This window comes from Pseudorhodoferax sp. Leaf274 (assembly GCF_001422445.1).
GTDB lineage: Bacteria > Pseudomonadota > Gammaproteobacteria > Burkholderiales > Burkholderiaceae_C > Pseudorhodoferax.
The window spans coordinates 21,416-46,077 of the sequence record NZ_LMNA01000009.1 but is presented as its reverse complement, the minus strand read 5'-3'; the positions used below and the strand labels follow the sequence as shown (position 1 = coordinate 46,077).

Genomic DNA, 24,662 nt, shown 5'->3' with positions numbered 1-24,662 from the left:
GACCGCAGGCGATCCCCAGGCCAAGATCGCTCCACCGCTTGCTCGTGGTGGAAGTGCAACGCTTTGTCTGTGAAATTGACCGTCCCGAGGTTCGAAGAGCTTGATGGCTTCGGGGAGATCGTGGCCATCCTGCTCGAACCGGGCCTTCTCAGTGTGCAGTTGATCGGTGAAGAGCGATTCCTCCACGCTGCTGGCACGGCGATGATGCATGGCCCCATCGACGCGCAGCTGCAGACGGTCCCCATTCGAATGCGGCACTTCTCTGTCGTGAATCAGGGCGACAGGCGTCGCATCATGATGACGGTTCATTTTGAACACGTTGGGGTTGCAGGCCCACCAGCTGCTTGATCGATTGGTCGGCCGTTTCGATGCCGCGAGCTCAAACTTCATCATCGCCTCCCGCTGTCCGCACGACGCGCACCGGCTTGGCCTGCAGCGCAGCGCCGGCGCGGATCTCGTCGTCAACGGTGAAGATGGCTTCCTTGAGCGACACGCCAGCTGCCTCGAGTTCGGCGTACCGACGGCGTTCGTAGGCTTCCCGCACCTCTTCCAGATGGCGGATGCGAACGGCGTCGTCCAGGCGGACGAACTGGGCGTGCAGGAACAGGCTCATTGGGCCCACCAAGCCACGAGTGCACATGCCAGGCCGATGCCCAAGAGGGTGGCGGTTGCGACGTCAGCGAGCGTGTTCATGCCCTCAGCCCCCGGACACCGATGTGCAGCAGGCCCCCGCGGATCACGACCCGCTCGACGCATTCGTTGACGTCCATGCGCGCCAACGTGCAGAGGTGCACCGCGGCGCCGAAGTTGCGGCCGCGGCTCCTGCGAGCCACGGCTGATGCGAAGTCGTAGGCATCCTGGGCCTCGGCCACGTTCGGCAGGTACAGGCACCGCAGGCTGACCGGGCCGCGGTCGATGGTCAGCGTGGCACAGCTTTCAGCTGCGGCCGCGATCTCTGCGTATTCGGTGGGGTTGGAAACCATCTCTGCTCCTGCCGGCACCGTGCCGGCCTGGAGCCATTATTCATCTGAGATTATGATTAAGTCAAGCGTAATAGAATAATTAATTGCTTGTGTCGTCGCGTCTGAGGATGGGCGACAATTGGCGAAGGAGGTCACATGGACGCTTTGAAGTTCGTCGAAGAGCGCGGCGGGCGCACCTTTGAGGTTGTTCGGAAGAGCTATGACGATCTGCACGATCGTGCCGTGAAGCTTGCTACGCTTTTGATTGCTGGTGGCGGTGCGATGGCAGCCTTTGCACTCGGAAAGGCCGGTGCGAAGGACCCCTTGGCACAATGGGCAGGCATTGCCGTCCTTGCTGTAGTCTGGTTCTACGGCGCGGCGTCCCTAGTGCGGGGCGGTGCGACATCGAAGGACGTTCCCTATGGGGTTGGGCCCGCCAAGCTGCTTAGTTACTACGACGGATGGCTGAAAGCCGGCACGACCGCAGACGATGCTCTAGAGCGGACGAGACGCGAGGAGATCAGGCTCGAAGAAGAGCGCGTGCAGGTCTATGCCGACGCGTGCAGCCAACGGTCCGTGGTGATCGACGAAGCGTACAAGTTAGTTGCCGTCAAGGCGCCTTGGTGGGCGTTGATGGCGTCGGCTGCCATATCGCTCGCTCCTGTGACGTATGCGACCGTGAAGCACCTCGTCTTCATTGCCCGAAGCTCTTTTTGAAGTACTCGTTCTTTAGCGGCTGAGGCCCAGGAGGGGGACTGGGCGGCGGCGGTGGAGGCGGCGGTGGGGAAGTCTCGCTGTTGTTGCTCATGGGTGCTCCTGGGGTTAGAACTCTTCGCCCTTCCAGACCTTCACGACTCTCGCGAAGACCTCGAAATCCATGCCCGTCGTGATGTCGAACGGGTCGTACAGCGTGTTGTAGCTCTTGGCCCGCAGCACCAGACCGGCTACTGTGGGGATGCGCTGCAGCTGCTTCACGAAGCCCTCGTCGCCCACGCGGAAGAAGTAGATACCGTCCACGTCCGCGCGCGTCACGCCGCGGTCTACGAGCAGCGGATCGCCCGGATTGAACAGTGGCTGCATCGACGGCCCGAAGCCGGTGACGATGGCCAGGTTCTTGATGGACGTGATCCGGTGGATGTTCTGTTGCGCCCACTGCTCGGAAACGCGCCACTCCTTGATCACGCCTGGCTGATCTGCCAAAACAACGCCCCTTCCCATTGAGCCTCCAGTCTCGAACTGGGGGATCACCACATCAATACCTCTTAAGGCTGCATCCGGCAGCGCCTTAATGGCCTCCACAGGAGACAGGCCGAGCCGGGCTTGACGTTCTTTGATGTCGATCTCCGCGATGCGGCGCTTGAGCTCAAGAGAAAGCACGGGACCGGTGTCGCCATCGTCCAGCCAGTTGGGATCGACCTTAAGCGCGCGAGCCAGTGCGACCAAGCCCGTAGTCGAACGACTGTCGCCGCGCTCCAGCTTGGAGATATCCGACTGCTTCACCCCAGACGCTTCAGCGAGCTGCATCTGGGTCAAGCCCGCAACTCCGCGCGCGTGACGTATCCGCTGGCCGAGGGTGTCAAGGCGGGGTGAGTCTGGCATCCCATCATTTAATCTGACTTGCATATTCTTTGGCGCCATGAAACAATGAGCGCAAAGGACTATTCATGGACGCCAAAGACTACCTGGCCGCGCTGCGGGCGATGAAGTTGACTCAGGTGCAGATCGCCATCCGCACCAAGATCCCGCAATCCACGATCAGCAAGATTGAGCGCGGCGAAGTCGTCAACGTGCGGGCACGCACCTACTGCGCGCTGCAGGCGCTGTACATCGAGCTGACGACCGCGAAGGTGCCGGCCCATGCGTGACATCGCTCATCGCTGCGTACGCTGGCGCCGCATCCGCGCCTCGAACTGCTGGCGAATATCGGGCAGCGGCACCGACCTGAACTTCATCAGCAACTTCCCGCCGACGACGCGGCCCGTCATCACGGACAGCAGCCTTTGCTCAGGGATGCCTGGCTGCGCACGCACACGCAGCGTCACCGACCCGTTGATCACGAGCGTGCCGTCTGCATGCGGCATGGCTGCAACGGGGTCGAACCTGTCTGGTCTTTCTGGTGAGTTCATTGGCGCCAGTGTGCCGAGCGAACCCAGCGAAGTCACTGCCAACAAGTCGCCCAATCTGCCAGGAGCTCGCGCATGAACGTCCGAGGTCTTCTTCACGCTGCTGTGCGCGGCTTCCGCGGCGCAGGCCCCGACGATTCGAACGGCGCGACCGGCTTGGCCGCGTACATGAGCGTCTCGCCGACCAGCCTGAGCCACAAGGTCGCACCCAATCACCCCAGTGCCCATTGCAGCCCCGAGGAGGTGGTGGACATCTGCCGGTTGACGGGCGACCACTCGCCCTTGCAGGCCATGGCTTTCCAGCTTGGCTATGTGCTGGTGCCCATCGAGTCGACCAGCACCATGAGCGCCGCCGATGCATGCCGCATCGCTGAGTCGGCCAAGGAGTTCGGCGAGTTCCTTTCGCAGGCAGCGGCCAACGCTGGCGCCAAAGGCATCAAGGACGCCGACATGGTGCGCATCACCAAGGAGTTCGCCGAATCGATGGCTGCCCAGGCTGCGCTGTTCGCGCACCTGCAGGCAGCGCACGACGCCGGCAAGCCCGAGGGCCAGCGCCGCCGTGCGGTCGTTGATCTTGCGGTCCGGGAGGCTGCATGACGTACCAGCAACACCCGTTGAGCGCGGCATTTCCTGCAATGACGGTCGAAGAGTTCGAGGCCTATCGCGATGCCGTGATCCCGATGCCGGCACGAATCTTCGATGTTCTCGTCGAGACCGAGTGGTTCAAGGCTATGAAGACGTCGCAGCGGGTTGCATATGCCGCGACCTGGTGCCACTGGCTTGCGCGTGGCAGCAACCAGTACGTCCGCAGGCGGAGCACGCAGTCCCCGCAGTATCGGGCGGAGGTTGCGCAACTGGCGGTTCGGAAGGCGATGCATGCTTGACCTCGACCTGATCCGCATCGACGGCGGCACGCAGGCGCGCGTCGAGCTCAACCAGTCCGTCGTGGACGAGTACGCAGATGGTTTTCTGGCCGGCGCGCAGTTTCCGCCCGTGATCGTGTACTTCGACGGCACTGACCGCTGGCTGGCTGATGGCTTCCACCGGTTCTTCGGCGCGAAGAAGGCCGGGCTGACGCAGATCTACGAGAACGTCGTCCCCGGCACACGCCGTGATGCCATCCTGCATTCGGTCAAGGCCAACGCCACCCACGGCCTGAAGCGCACAAGCGCTGACAAGCGCAAAGCGCTCAACACGCTCTTGGACGACGCCGAATGGGCCGCTTGGCCAGACGCCGAGTTGGCCCGCCAATGTTCTGTGTCACGCGATCTCGTGCGCGCCGTGAAAGAAGAGCGCTCACATGCGGAAAAACATGTGACCCTCGTTCCGCCGCCGGAGACGCCCGCGCACGTCAGAGAGCGGTTTGAGGAAATTCAGCAGTCGGGAGGTGTGCCGCGCATCTACACGACCAAGCATGGCACCACCGCCGTCATGCAGACGTCCAACATTGGCAATGCGGCCAAGCATCGCGGCAAGCCCAAGAAGGTGCCCGCCGTGAAGCTGGTCAACGCCGAGATCAAGGCTGCTCAAGCCACGCAGGCGAAGACCGAAGCGGAAGACCGCCAGCACATGCTCGAGCAGGAGAACGCGGCGCTGCGCGAGCAGCTGACCAGTGCCCAGGAGGACGCAAACACCCTGGCCGCCGTGGTGGGCGCCGAGGACAGGCTCGCCGCCGCGGTGGCTGAGGCTTCGAAGTACCGCAAGCTGGCGCAGGGCCTGCAGGCTCGTCTCGACAGCATGCTCACCGAGATCTCTGAGCTGACCAAGTCGTTGAAGTTCTGGAAGAACAAGGCGGAGAAGGGCGGCGCGTGATGGAGCTGTTCGACACCGCGCCCGCCGGCTTCAAGCCGCCACGCCCATTCCAGTCCGAGGCTATGAAGCTGGTGGCGCAGGGCCTGGTGGACGGGCACAAGAATCAGATGGTGATGGCTCCCACCGGTGCCGGCAAAACCTACCTGGGTCTGCGCCTGTGCCACAAGGCCCTGAAGGCCGGCAAGCGCGTCGCGTTCATCTGCGACCGCATCACGCTGATCGACCAGACCAGCGCGCGGGCCGACGAATACGGCCTGCGTGACCACGGCGTGATCCAGGGCGACCACCCGCGCCAGGACTGGAGCCGGCCTTTCCAGATCGCGAGCATCCAGAGCATCGAGAGCCGCGGCTGGCCGAAGAACCTCGATGTCGTCATCGTGGATGAGGCGCACACCCAGCGCGAGGCCTGGGTGAAGTTCGCCATGGAGAGCGAGGCGCGCGTGTTCGGCCTGTCCGCGACGCCGTTCTCGCGCGGGCTCGGGAAGATCTTCACGAACCTGATCAGCAACACCACGATGCACCAGCTGACGCAGGAGGGCATCCTGGTGCCCATGCGCGTGCTGTCCGCGCGCCGCCCGGACATGGCCGGCGCCAAGATCGGCAGCGACGGGGAATGGACTCATGCAGCGGCCGAGGAACGGGGCATGGAGATCATCGGCGACGTGGTGGCCGAATGGCTGCGCCATGCAGAAGGCCGCAAGACCATCGTGTTCGGCGCCACCATCGCGCACTGCGAAGAGCTGTGCCGTCGCTTCAGCGAGGTGGGCGTCTACGCGGCGACATTCACGCAGGACACGCCGAAGCCGGTGCGCGATGAGCTGGTGAGGGAGTTCGCCAAGCCCGACTCGATGATCCGCATCCTGATCAGCGTGGAGGCCCTGGCCAAGGGCTTCGACGTGCAGGACGTGGGCTGCGTGGTGGACTGCCGTCCGCTGCGCAGGTCGCTGTCGACCGCCATTCAGATGTGGGGGCGCGGCCTGCGCTCTTCGCTCGACACCGGGAAAGCCGACTGCATCCTGCTGGACCACAGCGGCAACATCACGCGCTTCGCCGAGGACTACACCGAGATCTTTTTCAACGGTCTGAAGACCTTGGACATGGGCGAGGCCCTGGACAAAAAGGTCCGCTACGACGACCAGGACGAACGCGAGCGCAAGGGTTGCCCGAAGTGCGGCTACAAGCCGTTCCGTCAACGGTGCATGTCCTGCGGGCACGAGATCCAAGACCGCTCGCTGATCTCGCACGAGGCCGGCGTGATGCAGGAAATCAGCATCGGCAAGCACAAGCTGAAGAGCAGCGATTCCGACCTGTGGCTGCAGCTGTGCAGCTTTGCGCGTCAGACCAGCTGGGTGCAAAAGAAGGCCGGCTATGCCTACATGCAGTTCAAGGAGCTGACGGGCCGCGAGCCGCCGCGCTTCCCGCGCTTCGATGACGCGCGACCGGTGGACGTGCCGGCCGCGCTGACGGCAGGTCTTAACGGCAAGCAGAAGGCCAGACAGATTGCGAACGCGCATCGCCGGCGTGCGGAGGCCGCCGCCGCATGATGGACTTCATCAACTTCGCGCGGGTGCACGGGCTGGAGATCAACCTCTCCAAGTTCAACCCGAGCGAAAAGGTCAAGCGGTGCCCCACGGTCGAGCACCCGAAGAGCACGAACGGCGCGTACTTCTGGGACGGGCAGCGCGGCTGGGTCTTCGCCTGGGATGGCGAGAAGCGCACGCACTGGTTCAACGATCCGAACGCCAAGCCTTGGACCGAGGAAGAGAAGCGCGCATGGCAGGCCAAGCGCCAGGCGGCGCGCGAGGACCAGCTGCGCCTGCAGCAACGGGCTGCGCACCGCGCCGCCGAGCTGCTGCGCGAGACGCAGCCGCACCATCACGACTACCTGTACCGCAAGGGCTTCCCGAACGCTGAGGGCCTGGTGCTGCCAGACGGCGGCCTGCTGGTGCCCATGCGCGATTGGAAGACCAACGAACTGCGCGGCGCCCAGGTCATCCGGTGGGCGGACACCGAGGAGGAGCCCGGCGTGATGCGCTGGGTCAAGAAGATGACCTATGGCATGCGGGCTCAGGGCGCAGTGCTGCGCCTGGGCTCGCCGCGCGCCATGGAGACGATTTACTGCGAGGGGTACGCCACGGGCCTGTCGGTCGAGGCGGCCGCGCGCCAGATGCGGCTCAACGCTGCGGTGCTGGTGTGCTTCAGCGACTTGAACATGGCGCTGGTCGCTGGGCAGACGAAGCAGGGCAAGCGCTACGTGTTCGCCGACAACGACAAGAGCGGGGCAGGGGAGCGCGCAGCGCAGGCCACAGGCCTGCCGTACTGCATGAGCCCCGTACTCGGTGAGGATGCCAACGATATGCACGTGCGCGCTGGCTTGCTGGCCGTCTGCGGGCTCCTGATGCGCGTTCGTACGCAGGAGGTGGCCATGCCCTAGGGCAGCCTCGCAACCCTTGCCAGCGGCTCGATACGCGGGGGCAAGGGCCAAGACCTCGGCTACCCGGTCTGTGCAAAGCCGAAACGTGGGTGGATCGCCTAGAGCGTGCGCAGGGTCCCGATGCGGGGCTGTAAGTCTGGGCTACCTGTTGGGGCGCATCGGCCACCACCAGGGCGCTGAACGCTGGGCTCACTGCCACTGCCTCATGCGCATGCCACGCCTCCCAGGTCTCCCCTGGGTAAGGGGTGGTATGCGCAGCCCACCGGGTCTTCAGCCTTGCCTTAGAGAACTGACCCTTGTTCTTCCCCGTCCTTGACCACCTTGTTAGACCAGAAGGAAGCCATGAACGCAATCGCAGAACGAACCCAGAACACCGAGCGCCGCGGCCGGGCGCCCATCGATTTCCACGCGGTGGAGCCGCATCAGCGTCTCATGGATCGCCGCTTGGCCAACTGGGCGCGCTGGTGCAACGGCACATCGGCGCCGATGACCTCGCCCATGTTCCGCATGACGCCGCCGCCCCCTCGTGTGCGGGCCGACATGGCCTACCAGATCTCGGATGTGCTGGACACGGCAGACGCCACGAAGATGGCCAAAGCCGTGGCCGCGCTGCCGCAGTCAAACCGGACGGCGATCAACTGGCACTACGTCAAGCCCGTCAGCCCGAAACGCGCGTGCCAGGCGCTCGGCACCACCATGGAGGGCCTTGCCAAGCTGGTGCGCGACGGCCGGCAGATGTTGATCAACCGGGAAGCGGAGTGATGGGTCTTCAACGGCTGCCCGCCGCTGCAGTTCAGGTTCTCTGCGCGCGGCGAGCCGCTTCGATGTCGAGGAGCTTTCTCTGTACGTCTTCTTCCGCGGCGGCCACCAAGGCAAGTAGTTCCCCTGGAGGAGTCTCGCCTGCTTTGACAAGTGCCTGCACCTGGCCGGCCAGCTGGTCAGCCCGGCGTGCCGCATCCTCCCACTGGTCCCCCAAATCTTCAACACTGGCCAAGTCGACCTCCTTATCGTCCCGCTGCAGGACTAGCGGAAATCTCTTGAACTTGAATCGCAGCGAAAGTATGTTTTGGATGACCCGCTTGCACCACATCAAAAGATTTATCGGCGTCATTGGCCGATCCTGTGGTCTGGATGAAAGACCCTTGTTTCAAATCCCAACTTCTGATATCGTGCGCCCCAACGACTGAGCGAAAACGCATAACCAGGGTCGCCCATCCATGTTGGAGGCGGCGGTGTCGGTAAGCTCGGTGAACGAGCCCTCCCATGTGGAGGGCTTTTGCGTTCTGGGACCTTGCCGGCGAGTATGTTGGAGCCTTTCAAGGGGACGACATGAGCAAATTGGGCCGAGGCCGAAGAGTGATCAACGCGTTGAACGAGTTGGAGCAGTTCACCGCTGCCCGCAGTTCAAGCGAAGAAATGGCGATCAACGTCATTACGGGGGTCAGCGTCACCGCAGTCGTTGGTGGTGACGACGATGAGAGCGGAATGCTCTTTCTGCGCTTTCCTGGCGGCGAATCGTTCGAGGTAATCGGCGATCGGTATCTCGATCTGCAGATCGTTGAGCACAACCGTTACGTGGACGAAGGTGCAGGTGACAGCGAAGGGCGCCGTTCGAAGATGGCGTCTCAGCTGGGTGAGCACCTGCGCCGGAATCACGATCTGGACTAGTCAGCATCAACTCGCTGCTCGAAGACGTGGGCTAACGGCATCCCATGTCAGCGGCAGCATGACCAGGAGTACGCGGCGCCCCAACGCTGGCCCGGCGTCGGTTTCGTCCTTCCCTTGCATTTTTGCTAGGCCGTGTTGACCTTAGGACTACAAGAGAGCAAGATTGACCAACTACTCCTTTTGGAGAATTTAGATGCGTTGGTTATCTGCTGTTGTTTTGTTCTCTGGCGTTGTAGTCACAGCTCTTGCGTCGGCCCCTCCTCCGGAAGGGCATCGCAGCCAGTTGAAAGTCCCCGACATTTGCCAGGATCGGACGGACTTCTGCAAGATCAAGAAATAGAGGAGCCATTCGGATGGCTTCAGATGTGATGTGGGCTCGGCGTAAGGTGTTGACGGAGGTGCTAGTGCCGTGGGTGGGGGTCGTCGCCCTGATTGTGGGTGGTGTATTCGGTCTTTGGCAGTACGCCGGGAAGCTGCATGGCGATCGTGTAGAGCGAACCATGAAGTTTCGGGATGAGTTCCGCACAGGGAACGTTGCTGAGGCATCGGCCAAAGTTGCCGAAACTTGGACCACCCGTCAACTGGCATTGGCTTCCAAACTGCGTGACAAGAACACCACGAGGGCGGTTTTCGCTACTTACGTCGCTGACGTATTGCAGGAGGCCCAAAGTCGATCGGCGCTGTTGCTTGTCTCAGAGTTCTACGACGATCTCGCAGTTTGCGTCAAAGAGGGGGTTTGCGATAAAGGAACCGCAAAGACCTTTTTTGCGGAGGGTGCCCGACTGACCTACAACCTTCACGAGGGCTATTTCGAAGAAGTTCTTGCAAGGCAGTCAATTCAAGCGGGTGAGGGTATGCGTTACATCGCTTTATTGAAGTAGCGCAAGTCACTAATGTCAAGTGCCCGCAACGCCTCGCGTTGAGGCTTCAAGTTTAGGTCTTAGAATTGGTCGAAGAATTCCGCTTGGCTTGATCCAAAGGCGTCATTCCATTCGGTGGTGTAGCTCAGCAGGTAGAGCGCTCCGCAGCTGCATCACAGCGCGTTGAGGCCGCTGGTTCGATTCCGGTCGCCACCCCAATTCAGGCTCGCCCCTTCAAAGCAGGACGGGCGTCTCCTTTTCTGGAGGCTGTCCATGCAAGGCTGCGGACCTGGGACCGATGGCGTCGGCTTCGCGACTTTCGTGCGCCGGAGCCGATTGGCCTGCCCGTCCCAGCTCTGCCTCGGCATCAGGCTTCAAGTCCAAACTTCCCCGATGCGACAGGACGGACCGCCCGAGTTGACCGTTGCGCACTCATTGCATGTCAAAGCTTAAGGGATGGATCATGCAACCTGGCGGCTGGTGGGCTCGGTTGGGAGTTACTAGATCTGAGATCAGCGGCGTGTCCGGCGCCGAATTGCGGCGATGCTCGCGACACCAATCCCGATCAGTGCCAGCGAACCAGGCTCGGGAACCTCGTTTCCCGGATTAGTTGGATCGACCACGCGCACAGTTTGGTAGCTGAATCCGTCGGTTCCAGTTACGGTCGCAACGTCAAGCGGTTTTCCTGCGGCATCAAAGCCAGAAATTCTTTCAATTGTCGCGGTGTTGAAGAAGTCGGCGTTACCTATGTAGAAATCGTTGAGGACATCGCCCTCCTTCTGCGTGATATCGATGTACAGCGCTGCTCGCAAATGAAGGTACAGATCAAAGGTTCCATTTGTTACCGCCAAACGACCCGAGTTAACAGTAAAGTCGTTTGCTCCTTCTGTTGAATTCGCGAGCGCACCATTCCAGCCGCTAAGCGTTCCATAAGACAGGACTCGTTCATCACTGGTGGATTTAAGGGCATCTCCGTGAAAGCGGATCGAAACAGTCACATAGCTGAGAGGAATGTCGGACTGGACGGTCAAAGTGTCATTCATCTCAGCAGTGGCGACCGTGAAGAAGTAGTTTGGGGTTAGATCAAGCCCAACAACTGGGGACCGGTCGTCGAAAGGGGTCGAAACGTTGGCCGATGCTTGCGCTTTCAGTCCGCCAGAACCCGAGATAGAGCGAGCCGCATAGGAGAAGGTCATTGCGGCGGCAGAGCCGCCAACATTCGTTCCAGAGTAGGTGACAGAGCCGGAGGTGTTCGACAAGCTGTCCTTGATGCTTGTGTTCGCCGCACCAACCACCCAGTCTCCCGATCCATCGCTATTTCCAGCGAGAACATTCGCTGTCGAATAAAACGTGGTAGGAGCGGCATTGGCGACTCCAGAGGCAAGAGTTGCGGCGATTAAGGCAAGGGCGCCCAAGGTAGGCCGGATGAAAGTCATGGACTTCGGTTCCTTATGGTGAAGACAGATCCGTTCAAAGAAGGCGATTGCAACCGCGCCAGAAATGATGGGCCATCGCTTGTTCTAGCGCGGAGCATCGACCGACAGCAACTCGTGTGCCACTGAAGAACTTTTGCTTCATGTCAACGGGTTGCATATGCCACGGGCTCTTGCGTGTAAAAAACTCCGCCTAGTCAAAACTGCGGATGCCGTCAGTTGACTTCAACGCGGCTGGGGTGATCGGTCTTTACTGTAAGCCGCCAACTGCGGGCGGCGAGAGTTTGCCTCGCAAGCTTGGCGGACCCGTGCGATCGGATAACGGAAGAATCCAGCCGGGGCCGACCAAGCCCGGTAGGTCCGATGGCTGCATCCCTCAACCAGAAAAGGAACTCTATGAACCACGCACTTGTCGGCCTCGCACTGTGGGCCCTCCAGATCGCCGCGCTGTACGCCTGGGAGTTCCTGGGCATTGAGGGCGCCGGCAACCTGCTCACGGCCTGGATCGTCGTGTTGTTCGTCCTCACGCTCGTGACCATCTTCACGTTGGACACGTCGAAGCCGTACACCAAGCCCAAGGGCCTGCCGAAGCAGATCACGCGGTCGTTGAGCCTGGCTTTCGTCGGCGCTATGGTGTGGTTCGGCCATGGCTGGCTGGCTGCGACCTTCTTCGTCACCGCGGTACTCGGGATGGCCACCCATGCCGTGTGGGCCAAGGAGCACGCCGAACGGCAGGTTGCCGCGTGACGATCAAGCACGACCTGGAAGGCGAGGCCCGCAAGCTGGCCGATGCGGTGCGTGAAGCCGCTCGCGCGTTCACTGCCCAGACCGGAATGCAGGCCGGCGTATCCATCGAGTGGGTGACCTTTACCCGCGTGGAGGCCGACTGTTCCGAGACCCGTGTGGGAGCGGTGACCGTCGAGCTGGGCGGCATGACGGTGAAGGCATGAGCAAGAGGGCCGAGGCGTTCGAGCAGGCGCTGAAGGCCCTGTGCGTGGAGCACGGCGTGCAGCTGGCTGTGAGCGGTCAAGGCGCCCTGCAGATCTGGGACGCTAAGCCCGGTGGCGAGCCGATCTACCAGGAGCACATCCAGGACCGCACCAAGCCCGACGGCGTGAAGGGCGTGCGCCTGCCCGTCGGGACAGAGGTCAGGATCCTGCAGGACGGTGTGTGGGAGGTGATCCGCCCTTTGCAGGTCCAGGGCTGAATGCCACAGCGCCCACAGCGCCCGTGCAGGCACAAGGGCTGCCGAGAGCTACACCGCAACGCGAACGGCTTCTGTGACGCCCACCAGGACGATGCCAAGGCCTGGGCGCGCACCCCGGACAGCGCGGCCACTCGGCTGACAGGCCGGGCACTGCAGGCACGCCGCATGCGCATCTGGTCCAAGAGCCCGCTTTGCGCTGGGTGCGGCCGGCTAACCGACATCGCTCCGAGCGCCCGCTTGCGTTTCGAGCTCGATCACAAGGTGCGGCTCGCTGATGGTGGCGAAGACACAGACCAGAACTGCCAGGTGCTGTGCGTGTCGCGCGACGAGGCCGGCGTGAAGGTCGGATGCCATGCGGAGAAAACGTCTAGGGAGCAGCGCCGCGGCTGACGTCGAGCAGGCGTAACGCACCAGGGTAGGCCAGGGGGGAGGGGTCCGGCCAACCGGACTTTCGAGCTGGAAACCGCCCTGTCCGGTCCATTTCCACGACCGCGAAATATGGAATTTAGCCCCTAGGGCAGGAGAACGCCATGGCGGGTGCCGCAGGACGATCCGGGCGCCGTCCGAAGCCGGTGGCGCAGAAGCAGCTGGCCGGCAACCCGGGCAAGCGCGCGCTGAATACTTCAGCCCCGGACTTCGGCCAGGTCACCAACATCGATTGCCCGGATTGGATGGGCGAGTTCGGACGGGCTTTGTGGGAGCACGTTGTGCCGATGCTCTGTGGCCAGAAAGTCCTGTCGGCAGCGGACGTGCAGAACATTGAGGTGTACTGCGATGCGTACGACCGATTCCGCTTGGCGCGCGAGGAGGTGCGCACCAAGGGCGTGACGGTACTGGGCGCTCAGGGTGGCGTGGTCAAGAACCCGGCCGCGACGGTGGTCAAGGAGTCGGTCGCGGTCATGGCGACCTATGGCGGCATGCTCGGGCTGGACCCATCCAGCCGCCAGCGCCTCACCGGCAAGACCAAAGACCCGGGCCAGGCCAACCCGTTCGGGGCGCTACTGAATGGCTAAGGCCGGTGCAGGCCGCGAGGCGGTCGAGTTCGCCAAGGCCATCATCGCCGGCAAGATCCCGGCGTGCCGCTACGTCAAGCTGGCTTGCCAGCGCCACCTCGATGACCTGGAGGCGGCGAAGGACCCGGCCTACCCGTACTACTTCGATGAGAAGGAAGCCCAGCGTCGGGTGGACTTCATCGAAATGCTGCCGCACACCAAAGGCGAGTGGGCCTTCAAGCGGCAGTTGGTCACGCTGGAGCGCTGGCAGAAGTTCGGGATCGTCTGCACCTTCGGCTGGAGGCGCAAGAGCGATGACACGCGCCGGTTCCGCGAGTCCTATTGGGAAGTCAACCGCAAGAACGGCAAGAGCGTGATCGCGGCAGGCGTGGGCCTGTCGATGTTCACGCAGGACAACGAGTTCGGCGCCGAGGTGTACTCGGGCGCTACGACGGAGAAGCAGGCCTGGGAGGTGTTCCGGCCGGCCCGGCTGATGGTCGCCCGCACGCCGCTGCTCAAGGACGCGGCCGGCATCGAGGTCAACGCCAGCAACCTGAGCAAACCCGCAGACGGCAGCCGGTTCGAACCGCTGATCGGCAACCCTGGTGACGGTTCCAGCCCGTCGTGCTCCATAGTGGACGAGTACCACGAGCACGACAGCGACGCGCTCTACACCACCATGTTGACCGGCATGGGCGCGCGCAAGCAGCCGCTGATGTTCATCATCACCACGGCCGGCGCGAACATTGAGGGGCCTTGCTACGACAAGCGGCGCGAGGTCATCGAGATGCTGGAAGGCATCGTGCCGAACGACGAGCTGTTCGGCTGGATCTGGACCATTGACGAGGGCGACGACTGGAAGGACCCGAAGGTCCTGGCCAAGGCCAACCCGAACATCGGTGTCTCGGTCAACCAGCAGTACCTGGAGAGCCAGCAGCGCCGCGCAATACAGCGCGCGCGGTTCACTAATGTCTTCAAGACCAAGCACCTGGGCCTGTGGGTCACGGCCAAGGAAGGCTACTTCAACGTCGCGCAGTGGGAGGCTCTGAAGGACACGACGCTGACGCTCGAGCAGTTCGAGGGCCAGCCCTGCGTGCTCGCATTCGACCTGGCGCGCAAGCTGGACATGAACAGCATGGGCCGCCTGTTCTGGCGGGACATTGACGGTAAGCGGCACTACTACAGCGTGGCGCCGCGGTTCTGGGTGCCCGAGGACACCGTGAACAACATGGACAACCGGCGAATGGCCGAGCGGTATCAGAAGTGGGTAAATGCTGGTCTGCTGCTGCAGACCGATGGCGCCGAGGTGGACTACCGCGAGATCTTGGGCGAGGCCAAGGACGCCAACAAACTGAACCCGGTGCAGGCAAGCCCGATGGACCCGTTCGGGGCCACGAACCTGTCGCACCAACTCGATGATGAAGGGCTCAGCCCCATCACCATCACGCAGAACTACACCAACATGTCCGACCCCATGAAGGAGCTGGAGGCCGCGATCGCGTCAGGCCGGTTCCATCACGACGGTCACCCGATCATGACCTGGTGCATCGCGAACGTCATCGGCAAGCACGTAGCTGGGAATGACGACGTGGTGCGCCCGATCAAGCAGGGCAAGGACAACAAGATCGACGGTGCCGTGACGCTGATCATGGGCGTCGGCCAGTTGCTGGTCCCGCCCGAAAAGCAGCCCGAGTACAGCATCACCTTTGTCTGACCCCCGTCGGACATCCCCCGAGCCCGCCGCGCGCGGGCTTTCGCATTTCTGGAGCATGAATGACTTGCATTGTCGGGCTGGTCCATGAAGGTCGCGTCTATATCGGCGGTGACAGCGCCGGCGTGTCGGGGCTCGACCTCAACGTGCGGCGAGATCAAAAGGTCAGCGTGAAGAGCGGCTTCGCCTTCGGCTTCACCACCTCGTTCCGGATGGGACAGCTCATCCAGTACGCGTTCGAGCCGCCGAAGCGCCATCCCGAGAAGGACCTGATGGCCTACATGGTCACCGACTTCGTGGATGCGCTGCGCAGCTGCCTGAAGGCAGGTGGCTTCGCTCGAAAGGACAGCGAAGTCGAGCAAGGCGGCAGCTTCCTGGTGGGCCATGCAGGACGCTTGTTTGCCATCCACGGCGACTACCAGGTGGCAGAGGCGACCTGCGGCTACGACGCGGTCGGATGCGGCGAGGGCTATGCAAAGGGGGCACTGTTTGCCACGGCAAAGCACACACCAGCGGACCGCATCGACATGGCGCTGGCGGCTGCGGAGTCGCACTCTGCGGGCGTCCGCGGCCCTTTCCACACCGTTTCCGTTTAGGAGGGCTCATGGACCCCAAGAGCATCAACCGCGTCTATTCCACGATGGTCCTCAAGGCCGTCGATGAAGACAAGCGCGAAATCAACGGCATCGCCAGCACCCCAGGCACCGATCGCATGGGCGACATCGTGGAGCCCGGCGGCGCGGAGTTCCTGTTGCCCGTGCCGCTGCTGTGGCAGCACGACCACTCGCAACCCATCGGCAACGTGACCGCTGCGCGCGTCACGGCGAAAGGCATCGAGATCCGCGCTGCGTTGGTCAAGCCGACGCCTGACATGCCGAGCCAGCTGATTGCACGTCTGGAGGAAGCATGGCAGTCCATCAAGACCGGCCTGGTGCGCGGGCTGTCCATCGGCTTCTCGCCGCTGGAGTACGCGTTCATGGACGACGGCATCCGCTTCCTGCGCTGGAACTGGCATGAGTTGAGCGCAGTGACGGTGCCCGCCAACGCCGAGGCGTCCATCACCGCCATTAAGTCCCTCGACACCGCCCTGCGTGCCTCGTCTGGCGCCGCGCAGGGCGGCGAACAGCGCGGCCAGCCGGCCGCACCCCCTCCCGGCGCTTCGGGAACCCAGCAACAGCCCGCCTCTGGCGGGTTTTTTTATGCCCGGAAAGGGGCCACCATGAACGTCCAAGAACAAATCCAAGCCCTCGAAGCGAAGCGCAAGGCGCTGACCGACGAGCGCACCTCCATCCAGACCAAGGCCGTTGACGCCGGCCGCACGAAGGACGCTGCGGAGCAGGAACGCTTCGCCGAGATCACCGCCGAGATCAAGGGCATCGACCAAGAGCTCGAGGACCTGCGCGTGATGGAAAGCGACCTGGTCAAGACGGCCAAGCCTGCCGCCGGCCAGAACGGCAAGGAAGGCAGCGAGTCGCGTCAGCCCTCGATCCAGGTGCGTGACAACCGCATCGTGGGCAAGGGCCTGGCGCTGGCGCAGATGGCGCGCCTCATCGCGAAGGCCCAGGGCAACCACCTGGGCGCGCTGAACCTGGCCCAGGCCGACCAGCGGCTCGACCCGCGCGTGCAGAACGTGCTGAAGGCGGCCGTCGCCGCCGGTTCCACGTCGAGCGACGCCTGGGCCGGCGCGCTGGTCGGGGACGAAACGACCGTGTACGCCGACTTCGTGGAGTACCTGCGCCCCGAAACCATCATCGGCAAGTTCGGCCAGAACGGAGTGCCGGCGCTGCGCTCCACGCCGTTCCGCGTGCCCATGGTCGGCCAGACGTCGGGCGGCGCGGGCTACTGGGTCGGCGAAGGCCAGGCCAAGCCGCTGACCAAGTTCGACTTCGAGCGCAAGACGCTGGAGCCGCTGAAGGTCGCCAACATCGCGGTGGTCACCGAGGAGATCCTGCGCGACAGCTCCCCGTCGGCCGATGCGGTCATCCGCGACGCGTTGGTGGACGCACTGCGCGAACGCCTGGACCTCGACTTCATCGACCCGGCCAAGGCAGCCGCCGCCGGCGTCTCGCCCGCATCGGTACTCAACGGCGTGACGCCGATCGTGTCCAGCGGCGTGGACGAGGACGCGGTCAATGCGGACGTGAAGGCCATCTTCGGCGCCTTCATCGCAGCCAACAACGCCCCGACCGCCGGCGTTTGGATCATGCCTGCCACCGTCGCCCTGGCGCTGTCGCTGATGAAGAACGCGCTGGGCCAGACCGTGCACCCCGGCATCACGATGCGCGGCGGCACCTTCGCGGGCCTGCCCGTCATCGTCTCGCAGTACGTGCCCACGGTGAGCGCCGGTTCGACCGTTGCGCTGGTGAACGCCTCGGACATCTACCTGGGCGACGAGGGCGGCTTCGCCGTCGATCTGAGCCGCGAGGCCTCCCTGCAGATGGACAGCGCTCCGGACAACCCGACCACCGCCACCACGGTGCTGGTCAGCCTGTGGCAGCGCAACCTGGTCGGCTTCCGCGCCGAGCGCGCCATCAACTGGGCCAAGCGCCGCGCGTCGGCCGCCGCCCACCTGTCCGCTGTGAAGTGGGGTTCCGTCTAAGCCTCGCCGCTTAGTCCAAGGGGCCTCCTGCGGGAGGCCCTTTCAGCTAGGCCGGTGACGGCGAAGGAGAAAGCATGGCATTCCCACAAGGCTTCCGGCTCAAGGCCGGGTACTACTGGCGTCTGGGCGACCGCTCGGGCCCGTACGTGGTGGACAAGGACGGCAACGCGCGGCTCGTCGGCGGCAGCGGCACCATCGTCCCACCGCCGATGGTGCTGGAGGGGTGGCCCAAGCCGGCTGCCAACGTCGGCGAGCCGTACGTGTTCTACCCGGTCGTCGTGAGCGGCACCGGTGCCAAGACGTTCTCCGTTGTGTCCGGCTCGCTGCCGGCCGGCCTGGCGATCAACGCCAGCACCGGTGTGATCAGCGGCATCCTGACCACCGCGGGGTCGAGCACGTTCTCGGTCCGCGCGGTGGACGCCAATGGCGAGGCAGCCACCATCGGCCCCTTCACCGTGCGCGTGGCCGCCACCGGCTCGGTGCTGGCGATCTACGGGGACCCTGTGCTGAACGCAGCCGTCGGCGTGCCGTACTCGCTGCAGCTGGGCGCATCCGGCGGCGTGCAACCGTACACCTTCGCAGTGGCGTCTGGCAGCCTGCCGGCCGGCGTGTCGATCAACGCCAACACGGGCCTCGTCAGCGGCTCGCCGACCTCCACGGGCACGTCCGCGAACATCGTCCTGCGCGTGACCGACGCGGCGAACGAGACCGTCAGCCTGGCGCCTTTCACCATCGTCGTCGCGGCCGCGCCGGCCACCCTGACCATCAGCGGCACGCCAGCCACGAGCGCGACCGTGGGCACCGCCTACAGCTTCACGCCGGTGGCATCCGGCGGCGTCACGCCGCGCACCTTCTCGCTGGTGGCCGGCACGCTGCCCGCCGGTCTGTCGTTCAACACGGGCACCGGCGCCATCACGGGCACGCCCACGAGCGCCGGCACGGCCTCTGGTCTATCGATCCGCGTCACGGACAACGTGGGTGCCACGGCCACGCTGGCCAGCTTCAACTTGGCGGTGTCGGCTGGCGTTGTCGCGCCTGGCGCCCCGACTGGCGTGACCGCCACGGCGGGCGACGGGTATGTCGATCTCGCCTGGCTGGCGCCTTCCAGCAATGGCGGGTCTGCGATCACCGGCTACCGCCTCGTCTGGTCCGGGGGTCAGCAGGCCACCGTCGGCAACGTTCTTTCGGGCCGCATCACGGGCGTGACGAACGGCCAGGCCGGCACCGCCGTCGCCTACGCCATCAACTCTGCCGGCGAGAGCGTCGCGTCGGCCGCATCGAACAGCGTCACGCCTTCGGCGTCCTACGTCGAGCCCACGCCACTGGTCGCGCGCGCCGGCGCCGCGCAGGGCCAATGGGCCAAGCCCCTGTACCGCACCAACACCATCGACCGCAGCACGGCGGGCGACTACACGATGATGGGTTCGGCGGGCCAAGGCGGGCAGTTCTACGTCACGAAGCTCGTCAACGGCGTCCCGCAATCGACGGTCGTGCTCGACACCAACGAGATCGATGACCACAACGAACCGTCCTTTGTCCAGCTCTGGAATGGCGCCTGGATGGCGATCTGGAACAGGCACGGCATCACCGGTCAGTACGGATTCCGCTACGCGGTCACTGCGACACCGCATGGCATGGACTTCGGCGCGGTCCAGTACGTCGCGGGCGGCGGCACGACGGCCGACTACCAGAGCACCTACAACCAGGTGTTCATGCACGGCCAGCGGCTCATCGTCACGTACCGCATTGGCACCTCGTCGGGCGGCTGGAACGTCCTGCGCTACTCCGACAACGGTGGCCGCACCTGGAGCGCCGAGCGCCAACTGCACGGCCTCACCTACCAGACCTCCGCGAAGGTCGGCAACGAGCTGCGCTCGCTCGCGTACCTGCATCCGCTGAACGGCTCGCAACACAACATCTTCGAATTCGTGATCAACCTGGACACAGGCGACATCACGGCCGGCGGCGCGTCGCTGGGCAATGCCTACAGCGCAGGCGCCACGATCCCGAGCGCGAACATGCGCAAAGCGATCTCTGTCGTTTCGGGCACGAGCCGCATGTATGAGTTCGACGGCGAGACCGTGTCCTACCAGGTCATGCCGGACATCCAAAGCTCGGGCACCTACCGGCTGGGCAAGCGGATCGGCACGACCGGCGAATACGTGTCCGTCGACCTGGGCGCCACCGGCCTGCCTTCGCTGTCCAGCGTGACGGGCTACTACGGCAGCTGTCTCAAGCTGGATGCGACCCACGCAGCCATCAGTGTCAACCTGGGGCCCAACGTGGGCGTCGGCAGCTGGGCGTTGCGCATCCTGCGGACCGACGACAACGGCGCCAGCTACCAGGTCATCGAGACGATTCGCACGACGGCCAACATCATCATGCGGATCAACTGCCACGAGGGCCGCATCTACTGGACCGAGTTCACCTCCTACCCGTACTTCGACAACTTCCAGGGCTTCATCAGCAGCGTCCCTTACCCGGCGCTCCAGTGGACCAAGGAGCCGAGCGTCGCGGCCAGCACTGTGCCGGGCAAGCCCGATGCGCCGACGGCGACGGCGGGAGACGGCACGGTCAGCACGGCCTTCACCGCACCGAGCACCGGCGGCGCACCGATCCTGGAGTACGGCGTCCAGCTCAGCAACAACAACGCGAACACGGGCACGCCCACGGCAAGCCCCATCGCCGTGGCCAGCGCCAACGGTTCGGCGGTCACGAGCCGCGTGCGGGCACGCAACATCAGCGGCTGGGGTCCGTACTCCGACCCGTCGAACAGCGTGACGCCGACAGCTGCCGTGACGGCGCCCGGTGCTCCGACCATCGGTACGGCCACAGCGGGCGACGGGTCTGCGAGCGTCGCCGGCACCGCGCCAGCCAGCAACGGCGGCGCCGCCATCACCAAGTACCGTGCGATCCCCTACGTGGGCAGCACGGCCGGCACGCCGGTGGAAAGCGCGACGCTGCCCGTGGCTGTGACGGGCCTGACCAATGGCACGGCCTACACCTTCAAGCTGCAGGCCTTCAACAGCGTCGGTTGGGGCGCGGAGTCCGCTGCGTCGAACGCGGTCACGCCGGCGGCAGCGACCGGAACCACCTGGGTCGCTGCGTCGGAAATCGCGCTCGTCAACATGACGAAGCTGAGCGCCGGCAAGTTCCAGTCCACGTCCTCTGCAGGGTCGTGGGCCGGCGCGATCCAGACGCTCCAGACGCTCGACAACGGGCAAGTCGGCGGCGGGCGGGTCCAGTACCTCGGCGACGGAACGGAATCGGCAGCGGTGTCGGCCGGCGCCTCGAAGACGGATCCGGCGTTCTATGCGTCCGCGCGCGCGTTCAAGATCACCGCCACCGGTGGGATCTCGACCGTGACGGACGCGGGCGGCGACGTGTCGACGGGCTACACGATGACGGCCGGGCACTGGGCTCGCCTGTGGCGCAAGTCGGACAACATCTGGTACGTGCAGCGCTCGGCGGACGGCGAGACGGGATGGACCGACATCGCAGCCATTGGCGCGGCGCTGCCGGGTCAGTACTACATCCGGTTCCACAGCACGTACTCGACCGGCGTGACGCCGAACCAGAGGCAGGTGAACAACCCGTCCACCTACAACCTGACGCAACAGGCGGCGTGACACCGCGACACCGACGGGCCGCCCACAGAGCGGCCCGTCATCTGTCCGAAAGGCTCAAATGACCAAAGTACTTCTCACCGACACCAAGACGAGCAAGGAGCGCAGCGTGTCCCGTCGGGAAGCCGCTGTCTTCACCCGGCTCCTGCCGCGCGGGCGCTACCTGACGCGCGACATGCAGGCGGCCGCCGACGGCGCGAGCCTGCAGCCGCCAGCGGCGCCCCTCGCGCCCGTGCACGCGCCCGCTGCCGCGCCGCTGCCGGTCGCCGGCGCCGCGGAAGCCAAGAAGAAGCCCGGCCGCCCAAAGAAGACCGAGCAGCAATGAACGTCTTCGCCCGCGTCGCGTCCGCTGTGCGCAAGGCGGCGGGCGTGCTTGCGCCTGTCGCCAGCGGCCGCGGCGGCTGGTTTCCGCTGGTCCGTGAGCCGTACGCTGGCGCATGGCAGCGCAACCAGGAACTGTCGCAGGACGAGCTCGTCGGCTCGCCGATGGTCTACGCATGCATGACGCGCATCTCCAACGACATCGGCAAGCTGCGCGCGCGCCTGGTCGAGATCGATGCCCTGGGAATCTGGAACGAGGTCGAACGCAAGTCGCCGCATTGGCAGGTCCTGCGCAAGCCCAACCGCTACCAGAACCATGTGCAGTTCAAGCAGTGGTGGGTGATGTCCAAGCTGCGCTCGGGCAACACCTACGGGCTGAAAGAGCGTGACTCGCGAGGAATCGTCATCAGGATCTACGTGCTGGACCCGAGCCGCGTCACGCCGCTGGTGGCCGATGACGGTTCGGTGTTCTACCAGCTGGCGCAGGACAACCTGGCGGGCCTGCAGGCCACCTCGGTGACCGTGCCGGCCAGCGAGATCATCCACGACCGCATGAACTGCCTGTACCACCCGCTGGTGGGCATCTCGCCGCTGTACGCAGCTGCGTTGGCGGCCGGCGTGGGCGTGAAGATCCAGGGCAACACCGCGCAGTTCTTCGGCAACCGCTCTACGCCTGGCGGCATCCTGGTGGCGCCGGGCCCGATCAGCAAGGACAACGCGCAGGCTCTCAAGGAGGCCTGGGACACCGGCTACACGGGCGCCAATGCCGGCAAGGTGGCCGTGCTCGGCGACGGCCTCAAGTTCGAGCCCATGCACCAGACGGCTTCGGACTCGCAGCTGGTCGAGACCCTGCGCTGGACCGACGAACGCGTGTGCTCGGTCTTCCACATGCCGGCGTACAAGGTCGGCGTGGGCGCCGCGCCCAGCTTCAACAACATCGAAGCGCTCGACCGGGGCTACTACAGCGGCTGCCTGCAGTCCCTCATCGAGGAAATGGAAGCGTGCTGGGACGATGGCCTGGGACATGACGGCGTGAGCATCGGCGTCGAGCTGGACCTGAACGGCTTGATGCGCATGGACACGAAGACCCAGTACGAGGCGCTGGGCGTCGGCACCGACAAGGGTCTGCTGGCCATTAACGAGGGCCGCCGCCAGCTGAACCTGCCGCCGCTCAAGGGTGGCGACACGGTCTACATGCAGCAGCAGGACTACCCGCTGGACCAGGTCCGGCACAACAAGATCCCGACAGACGCGCCGCCGCCCGCGCCCCCGCCCGCGGCGCCCCCTGAGCCCAGCGACGACGCCGACGACATCGAGGACGCCGCGAAAGTCCTCGCCGCGTTCATGACCAAGGAACTCCACGATGCTGAGTATTAAGGGCCTGGAGCCCATCGCCAAGGCGCTGAGCGAAGTGGTCAAGGAGCACGTCTCGCGCGCCTTCCGCACGCTGGCCGACCGGCTCGAAGCCCTCGAGGCGCAGCTGAAGAGCGCGCCCGCACCGCGCGACGGTGTAGATGGCAAGCCGGGTTCAGACGGTGCTCCCGGTGCGCGTGGTCAGGACGGTGCGCCCGGCCGCGATGGCGAGCGGGGCCTGCCGGGTGCGGACGGCGAGCCAGGCCGGCAGGGCGATCCAGGCATTCCCGGCGTTCCAGGGGAGAAGGGGGAAGCTGGAATGCGTGGCGAGAAGGGCGAGCGCGGAGCTGACGGATCGCCCGGCCGTGACGGGCGCGATGGCCTTGACGGCAAGAGCGTGACGCTCGAGGACCTGGCCCCGATGCTCGACGGCTTCGTTGCGAAATGGGCCTTGGAGTTCGAGCGCCGCGCGCAGGACACGCTCCAGAAGGCGATTGAGCGCATGCCCAGACCCAAGGATGGCCGAGACGGTGCCGATGGCAAGGATGGCCGGGACGGCGTGGGCTTCGATGACCTGGCCGTCGAGTTCGACGGCGAGAAGACGGTCACCTTCAAGCTGGAGCGCGGCGAGGTCTCCAAGGAGTTCTCGCTGGTGCTGCCGGTGGTCGTGGACCGCGGCATCTACGTCGAGGGCAAGGGCTACACGCCCGGCGATGCCGTGACCTGGGGCGGGTCGTTCTGGGTCGCGCAAAAGGACACCAGCGCCAAGCCCGACAGCCCCGACAGCGGCTGGCGCCTGGCGGTAAAGAAGGGCCGCGACGGCAAGGACGGCCGTAACGGCATCGACAGGACAGCCGGGGTGGCGCTGTGAAGCTGGTCACCGTTGAGCAGGCCCGCGAGCATCTGCGCAGCGACGACACCGACGACAACGCCGACCTCGAGCTCAAGATCTCGGCCGCTAGCGCGGCGGTGCTGCGCTACGTCACCGTGTCCCGGTGGGAGCCCGTGCGCGATGAGGACGGCGTGCCGGTGCTGGACGCCGACGGCCATGAGACGCCGGCCACCGGCGACGACGGCAAGAAGATCGTACGGACCGAGCTGCAGATGGGCACGCTGCTCATGGTGGCGTACCTCTACAACGAGCGTGACGGCAGCAACAAGAACGGCGACGCCAACTACCTGCCGGCCGGCGTCACGGCCATCCTGTACGACCTGCGCACACCGACGGCGGCGTGATGGACTCCGGTAGCCTGAACAAGCGCATCCAGATCGAGAAGCGCGGCCCGGCCGTGGACGACTGGGGCCAGCCCGCGCCTGAATCCTGGGTGCCGCACATCAAGCTGTGGGCCAACATCCAGCACCTGAACGGCGTTCAGACGATCAAGGCAGATGCCCCGACCAGCGTGCTGCGCGCCTCGATTCGCATTCGCTACCGCACCGACATCGACGCTGACATGCGAGTGGTGTTCAAGGGCAAGGTCTACGACATCAAGGCCGCAGTGCCCGACGAGGTCAAGCGGGAGCATGTCGACCTGGTCTGCGAGGTGTTGCCGTGATCAAG

31 protein-coding genes and 1 tRNA gene are annotated in these 24,662 nt (G+C 64.7%); 26 read left to right on the top strand and 6 right to left on the bottom strand.

The window, feature by feature from the left end:
• Window positions 1–69: 69 nt before the first annotated feature.
• Window positions 70–348, top strand: a complete 279-nt coding sequence (locus ASF44_RS12965) for a hypothetical protein (RefSeq protein ID WP_156374482.1) — start codon at window positions 70–72, stop codon at window positions 346–348.
• Window positions 349–379: 31 nt separating this feature from the next.
• On the opposite strand, the gene ASF44_RS12960 is transcribed toward ASF44_RS12965, so the two are convergent.
• A complete protein-coding gene (locus ASF44_RS12960) occupies window positions 380–613 on the bottom strand; it encodes a hypothetical protein (protein WP_056899652.1) in 234 nt (77 codons plus the stop codon).
• Window positions 614–689: 76 nt separating this feature from the next.
• A complete protein-coding gene (locus ASF44_RS12955) occupies window positions 690–983 on the bottom strand; it encodes a hypothetical protein (protein ID WP_056899651.1) in 294 nt (97 codons plus the stop codon).
• Window positions 984–1,118: 135 nt separating this feature from the next.
• Between ASF44_RS12955 and ASF44_RS12950 the strand changes: the two genes are divergently transcribed.
• On the top strand, window positions 1,119–1,679 hold the full coding sequence (locus ASF44_RS12950; protein ID WP_056899650.1) for a hypothetical protein: 561 nt from the start codon (window positions 1,119–1,121) through the stop codon (window positions 1,677–1,679).
• Window positions 1,680–1,784: 105 nt separating this feature from the next.
• Here ASF44_RS12950 and ASF44_RS31025 read toward each other — a convergent pair whose 3' ends face one another.
• Complete coding sequence (locus tag ASF44_RS31025; RefSeq protein ID WP_082524743.1) at window positions 1,785–2,561, bottom strand: S24 family peptidase; 777 nt, start codon at window positions 2,559–2,561, stop codon at window positions 1,785–1,787.
• Between the two features lie 65 nt (window positions 2,562–2,626).
• Between ASF44_RS31025 and ASF44_RS12940 the strand changes: the two genes are divergently transcribed.
• The gene (locus ASF44_RS12940) at window positions 2,627–2,827 is read left to right on the top strand and encodes a helix-turn-helix transcriptional regulator (RefSeq protein WP_056899649.1); all 201 of its coding nucleotides are present in this window, start codon (window positions 2,627–2,629) and stop codon (window positions 2,825–2,827) included.
• A gap of 6 nt (window positions 2,828–2,833) precedes the next feature.
• Here the strand turns inward: ASF44_RS12940 and ASF44_RS31765 are convergent, their stop codons facing one another.
• Window positions 2,834–3,184 (bottom strand): hypothetical protein, encoded by a 351-nt coding sequence (locus ASF44_RS31765; protein WP_156374481.1) that lies wholly within the window; start codon window positions 3,182–3,184, stop codon window positions 2,834–2,836.
• A gap of 6 nt (window positions 3,185–3,190) precedes the next feature.
• Here ASF44_RS31765 and ASF44_RS12930 point away from each other — a divergent pair, with 6 nt between their 5' ends.
• From ASF44_RS12930 to ASF44_RS12905, 6 genes are all read left to right on the top strand, one after another.
• Window positions 3,191–3,682, top strand: coding sequence for a phage regulatory CII family protein (locus tag ASF44_RS12930; RefSeq protein ID WP_056899647.1), 492 nt, complete (start codon window positions 3,191–3,193; stop codon window positions 3,680–3,682).
• Window positions 3,679–3,969, top strand: coding sequence for a hypothetical protein (locus ASF44_RS12925; RefSeq protein ID WP_056899646.1), 291 nt, complete (start codon window positions 3,679–3,681; stop codon window positions 3,967–3,969). The genes ASF44_RS12930 and ASF44_RS12925 overlap by 4 nt, the downstream gene beginning before the upstream one ends.
• Window positions 3,962–4,897, top strand: coding sequence for a hypothetical protein (locus ASF44_RS12920; RefSeq protein ID WP_056899645.1), 936 nt, complete (start codon window positions 3,962–3,964; stop codon window positions 4,895–4,897). Before ASF44_RS12925 ends, ASF44_RS12920 begins: the two co-directional genes overlap by 8 nt.
• Window positions 4,897–6,441 (top strand): DEAD/DEAH box helicase, encoded by a 1,545-nt coding sequence (locus ASF44_RS12915; RefSeq protein WP_056899644.1) that lies wholly within the window; start codon window positions 4,897–4,899, stop codon window positions 6,439–6,441. Before ASF44_RS12920 ends, ASF44_RS12915 begins: the two co-directional genes overlap by 1 nt.
• Window positions 6,441–7,331, top strand: a complete 891-nt coding sequence (locus ASF44_RS12910; protein ID WP_235579209.1) for a toprim domain-containing protein — start codon at window positions 6,441–6,443, stop codon at window positions 7,329–7,331. Before ASF44_RS12915 ends, ASF44_RS12910 begins: the two co-directional genes overlap by 1 nt.
• Window positions 7,332–7,673: 342 nt before the next feature.
• Complete coding sequence (locus tag ASF44_RS12905) at window positions 7,674–8,093, top strand: hypothetical protein (RefSeq protein ID WP_056899642.1); 420 nt, start codon at window positions 7,674–7,676, stop codon at window positions 8,091–8,093.
• Window positions 8,094–8,124: 31 nt separating this feature from the next.
• Here the strand turns inward: ASF44_RS12905 and ASF44_RS12900 are convergent, their stop codons facing one another.
• A complete protein-coding gene (locus ASF44_RS12900) occupies window positions 8,125–8,442 on the bottom strand; it encodes a hypothetical protein (protein ID WP_156374480.1) in 318 nt (105 codons plus the stop codon).
• A gap of 218 nt (window positions 8,443–8,660) precedes the next feature.
• On the opposite strand from ASF44_RS12900, the gene ASF44_RS12895 reads away from it, so the two are divergent.
• The 3 genes from ASF44_RS12895 to ASF44_RS31755 all read left to right on the top strand — a co-directional run bounded on the left by ASF44_RS12895 (window position 8,661) and on the right by ASF44_RS31755 (window position 10,075).
• Entirely contained in the window at window positions 8,661–8,999 is a 339-nt protein-coding gene (locus ASF44_RS12895) for a hypothetical protein (protein WP_156374479.1), read from the top strand.
• Between the two features lie 353 nt (window positions 9,000–9,352).
• Window positions 9,353–9,880: a hypothetical protein gene (locus ASF44_RS31760; RefSeq protein WP_156374478.1), complete on the top strand. Its 528-nt coding sequence runs from the start codon at window positions 9,353–9,355 to the stop codon at window positions 9,878–9,880.
• A 113-nt stretch (window positions 9,881–9,993) separates the two neighbouring features.
• A tRNA-OTHER gene (locus tag ASF44_RS31755) sits at window positions 9,994–10,075 on the top strand.
• A gap of 296 nt (window positions 10,076–10,371) precedes the next feature.
• Here ASF44_RS31755 and ASF44_RS31020 read toward each other — a convergent pair.
• Window positions 10,372–11,295, bottom strand: a complete 924-nt coding sequence (locus tag ASF44_RS31020) for a PEP-CTERM sorting domain-containing protein (protein WP_082524742.1) — start codon at window positions 11,293–11,295, stop codon at window positions 10,372–10,374.
• 393 nt (window positions 11,296–11,688) lie between these two features.
• Here ASF44_RS31020 and ASF44_RS12890 point away from each other — a divergent pair, with 393 nt between their 5' ends.
• From ASF44_RS12890 to ASF44_RS12820, 14 genes are all read left to right on the top strand, one after another.
• Window positions 11,689–12,039: a hypothetical protein gene (locus ASF44_RS12890; protein ID WP_056899639.1), complete on the top strand. Its 351-nt coding sequence runs from the start codon at window positions 11,689–11,691 to the stop codon at window positions 12,037–12,039.
• Window positions 12,036–12,242: a hypothetical protein gene (locus ASF44_RS12885; RefSeq protein ID WP_056899638.1), complete on the top strand. Its 207-nt coding sequence runs from the start codon at window positions 12,036–12,038 to the stop codon at window positions 12,240–12,242. Before ASF44_RS12890 ends, ASF44_RS12885 begins: the two co-directional genes overlap by 4 nt.
• On the top strand, window positions 12,239–12,499 hold the full coding sequence (locus tag ASF44_RS12880) for a hypothetical protein (protein ID WP_056899637.1): 261 nt from the start codon (window positions 12,239–12,241) through the stop codon (window positions 12,497–12,499). The genes ASF44_RS12885 and ASF44_RS12880 overlap by 4 nt, the downstream gene beginning before the upstream one ends.
• Before the next feature lie 165 nt (window positions 12,500–12,664).
• The gene (locus tag ASF44_RS32885) at window positions 12,665–12,889 is read left to right on the top strand and encodes an HNH endonuclease signature motif containing protein (protein WP_056899636.1); all 225 of its coding nucleotides are present in this window, start codon (window positions 12,665–12,667) and stop codon (window positions 12,887–12,889) included.
• A gap of 140 nt (window positions 12,890–13,029) precedes the next feature.
• Complete coding sequence (locus tag ASF44_RS12870; RefSeq protein WP_056899635.1) at window positions 13,030–13,512, top strand: phage terminase small subunit P27 family; 483 nt, start codon at window positions 13,030–13,032, stop codon at window positions 13,510–13,512.
• Window positions 13,505–15,205 carry a terminase large subunit gene (locus ASF44_RS12865; protein ID WP_056899634.1) on the top strand — a complete coding sequence of 567 codons (1,701 nt, stop codon included), beginning with the start codon at window positions 13,505–13,507 and terminating at the stop codon, window positions 15,203–15,205. The genes ASF44_RS12870 and ASF44_RS12865 overlap by 8 nt, the downstream gene beginning before the upstream one ends.
• A 59-nt stretch (window positions 15,206–15,264) precedes the next feature.
• Window positions 15,265–15,798, top strand: a complete 534-nt coding sequence (locus ASF44_RS12860) for a hypothetical protein (protein WP_056899633.1) — start codon at window positions 15,265–15,267, stop codon at window positions 15,796–15,798.
• Window positions 15,799–15,806: 8 nt separating this feature from the next.
• Window positions 15,807–17,801 carry a phage major capsid protein gene (locus ASF44_RS12855; RefSeq protein ID WP_056899632.1) on the top strand — a complete coding sequence of 665 codons (1,995 nt, stop codon included), beginning with the start codon at window positions 15,807–15,809 and terminating at the stop codon, window positions 17,799–17,801.
• Between the two features lie 74 nt (window positions 17,802–17,875).
• Window positions 17,876–21,430 (top strand): S-layer family protein, encoded by a 3,555-nt coding sequence (locus ASF44_RS12850; RefSeq protein ID WP_056899631.1) that lies wholly within the window; start codon window positions 17,876–17,878, stop codon window positions 21,428–21,430.
• A 58-nt stretch (window positions 21,431–21,488) separates the two neighbouring features.
• On the top strand, window positions 21,489–21,752 hold the full coding sequence (locus ASF44_RS12845; protein ID WP_056899630.1) for a hypothetical protein: 264 nt from the start codon (window positions 21,489–21,491) through the stop codon (window positions 21,750–21,752).
• A complete protein-coding gene (locus ASF44_RS12840; RefSeq protein ID WP_056899629.1) occupies window positions 21,749–23,125 on the top strand; it encodes a phage portal protein in 1,377 nt (458 codons plus the stop codon). Before ASF44_RS12845 ends, ASF44_RS12840 begins: the two co-directional genes overlap by 4 nt.
• Entirely contained in the window at window positions 23,112–23,972 is an 861-nt protein-coding gene (locus ASF44_RS31010) for a collagen-like protein (RefSeq protein WP_082524740.1), read from the top strand. The genes ASF44_RS12840 and ASF44_RS31010 overlap by 14 nt, the downstream gene beginning before the upstream one ends.
• A complete protein-coding gene (locus tag ASF44_RS12825) occupies window positions 23,969–24,337 on the top strand; it encodes a head-tail connector protein (RefSeq protein ID WP_056899626.1) in 369 nt (122 codons plus the stop codon). Before ASF44_RS31010 ends, ASF44_RS12825 begins: the two co-directional genes overlap by 4 nt.
• Entirely contained in the window at window positions 24,337–24,657 is a 321-nt protein-coding gene (locus ASF44_RS12820; protein WP_082524739.1) for a phage head closure protein, read from the top strand. The genes ASF44_RS12825 and ASF44_RS12820 overlap by 1 nt, the downstream gene beginning before the upstream one ends.
• The last annotated feature ends 5 nt before the right edge of the window (window positions 24,658–24,662 follow it).

What these genes read in the sequence shown, in the direction of transcription:
- ASF44_RS31760 (WP_156374478.1), top strand. Translation starts at nt 9,353, where the DNA reads ATGGCTTCAGATGTGATGTGGGCTCGGCGTAAGGTGTTGACGGAGGTG.
- ASF44_RS12840 (WP_056899629.1), top strand. Translation starts at nt 21,749, where the DNA reads ATGAACGTCTTCGCCCGCGTCGCGTCCGCTGTGCGCAAGGCGGCGGGC.
- ASF44_RS12895 (WP_156374479.1), top strand. Translation starts at nt 8,661, where the DNA reads ATGAGCAAATTGGGCCGAGGCCGAAGAGTGATCAACGCGTTGAACGAG.
- ASF44_RS12925 (WP_056899646.1), top strand. Translation starts at nt 3,679, where the DNA reads ATGACGTACCAGCAACACCCGTTGAGCGCGGCATTTCCTGCAATGACG.
- ASF44_RS12890 (WP_056899639.1), top strand. Translation starts at nt 11,689, where the DNA reads ATGAACCACGCACTTGTCGGCCTCGCACTGTGGGCCCTCCAGATCGCC.
- ASF44_RS12905 (WP_056899642.1), top strand. Translation starts at nt 7,674, where the DNA reads ATGAACGCAATCGCAGAACGAACCCAGAACACCGAGCGCCGCGGCCGG.
- ASF44_RS12860 (WP_056899633.1), top strand. Translation starts at nt 15,265, where the DNA reads ATGACTTGCATTGTCGGGCTGGTCCATGAAGGTCGCGTCTATATCGGC.
- ASF44_RS12955 (WP_056899651.1), bottom strand. Translation starts at nt 983, where the DNA reads ATGGTTTCCAACCCCACCGAATACGCAGAGATCGCGGCCGCAGCTGAA.
- ASF44_RS32885 (WP_056899636.1), top strand. Translation starts at nt 12,665, where the DNA reads ATGCGCATCTGGTCCAAGAGCCCGCTTTGCGCTGGGTGCGGCCGGCTA.
- ASF44_RS12950 (WP_056899650.1), top strand. Translation starts at nt 1,119, where the DNA reads ATGGACGCTTTGAAGTTCGTCGAAGAGCGCGGCGGGCGCACCTTTGAG.
- ASF44_RS12915 (WP_056899644.1), top strand. Translation starts at nt 4,897, where the DNA reads ATGGAGCTGTTCGACACCGCGCCCGCCGGCTTCAAGCCGCCACGCCCA.
- ASF44_RS12910 (WP_235579209.1), top strand. Translation starts at nt 6,441, where the DNA reads ATGGACTTCATCAACTTCGCGCGGGTGCACGGGCTGGAGATCAACCTC.
- ASF44_RS12940 (WP_056899649.1), top strand. Translation starts at nt 2,627, where the DNA reads ATGGACGCCAAAGACTACCTGGCCGCGCTGCGGGCGATGAAGTTGACT.
- ASF44_RS31010 (WP_082524740.1), top strand. Translation starts at nt 23,112, where the DNA reads ATGCTGAGTATTAAGGGCCTGGAGCCCATCGCCAAGGCGCTGAGCGAA.
- ASF44_RS12960 (WP_056899652.1), bottom strand. Translation starts at nt 613, where the DNA reads ATGAGCCTGTTCCTGCACGCCCAGTTCGTCCGCCTGGACGACGCCGTT.
- ASF44_RS12880 (WP_056899637.1), top strand. Translation starts at nt 12,239, where the DNA reads ATGAGCAAGAGGGCCGAGGCGTTCGAGCAGGCGCTGAAGGCCCTGTGC.
- ASF44_RS12845 (WP_056899630.1), top strand. Translation starts at nt 21,489, where the DNA reads ATGACCAAAGTACTTCTCACCGACACCAAGACGAGCAAGGAGCGCAGC.
- ASF44_RS12920 (WP_056899645.1), top strand. Translation starts at nt 3,962, where the DNA reads ATGCTTGACCTCGACCTGATCCGCATCGACGGCGGCACGCAGGCGCGC.
- ASF44_RS12855 (WP_056899632.1), top strand. Translation starts at nt 15,807, where the DNA reads ATGGACCCCAAGAGCATCAACCGCGTCTATTCCACGATGGTCCTCAAG.
- ASF44_RS12870 (WP_056899635.1), top strand. Translation starts at nt 13,030, where the DNA reads ATGGCGGGTGCCGCAGGACGATCCGGGCGCCGTCCGAAGCCGGTGGCG.
- ASF44_RS12850 (WP_056899631.1), top strand. Translation starts at nt 17,876, where the DNA reads ATGGCATTCCCACAAGGCTTCCGGCTCAAGGCCGGGTACTACTGGCGT.
- ASF44_RS12820 (WP_082524739.1), top strand. Translation starts at nt 24,337, where the DNA reads ATGGACTCCGGTAGCCTGAACAAGCGCATCCAGATCGAGAAGCGCGGC.
- ASF44_RS12865 (WP_056899634.1), top strand. Translation starts at nt 13,505, where the DNA reads ATGGCTAAGGCCGGTGCAGGCCGCGAGGCGGTCGAGTTCGCCAAGGCC.
- ASF44_RS31025 (WP_082524743.1), bottom strand. Translation starts at nt 2,561, where the DNA reads ATGCCAGACTCACCCCGCCTTGACACCCTCGGCCAGCGGATACGTCAC.
- ASF44_RS31020 (WP_082524742.1), bottom strand. Translation starts at nt 11,295, where the DNA reads ATGACTTTCATCCGGCCTACCTTGGGCGCCCTTGCCTTAATCGCCGCA.
- ASF44_RS12900 (WP_156374480.1), bottom strand. Translation starts at nt 8,442, where the DNA reads ATGACGCCGATAAATCTTTTGATGTGGTGCAAGCGGGTCATCCAAAAC.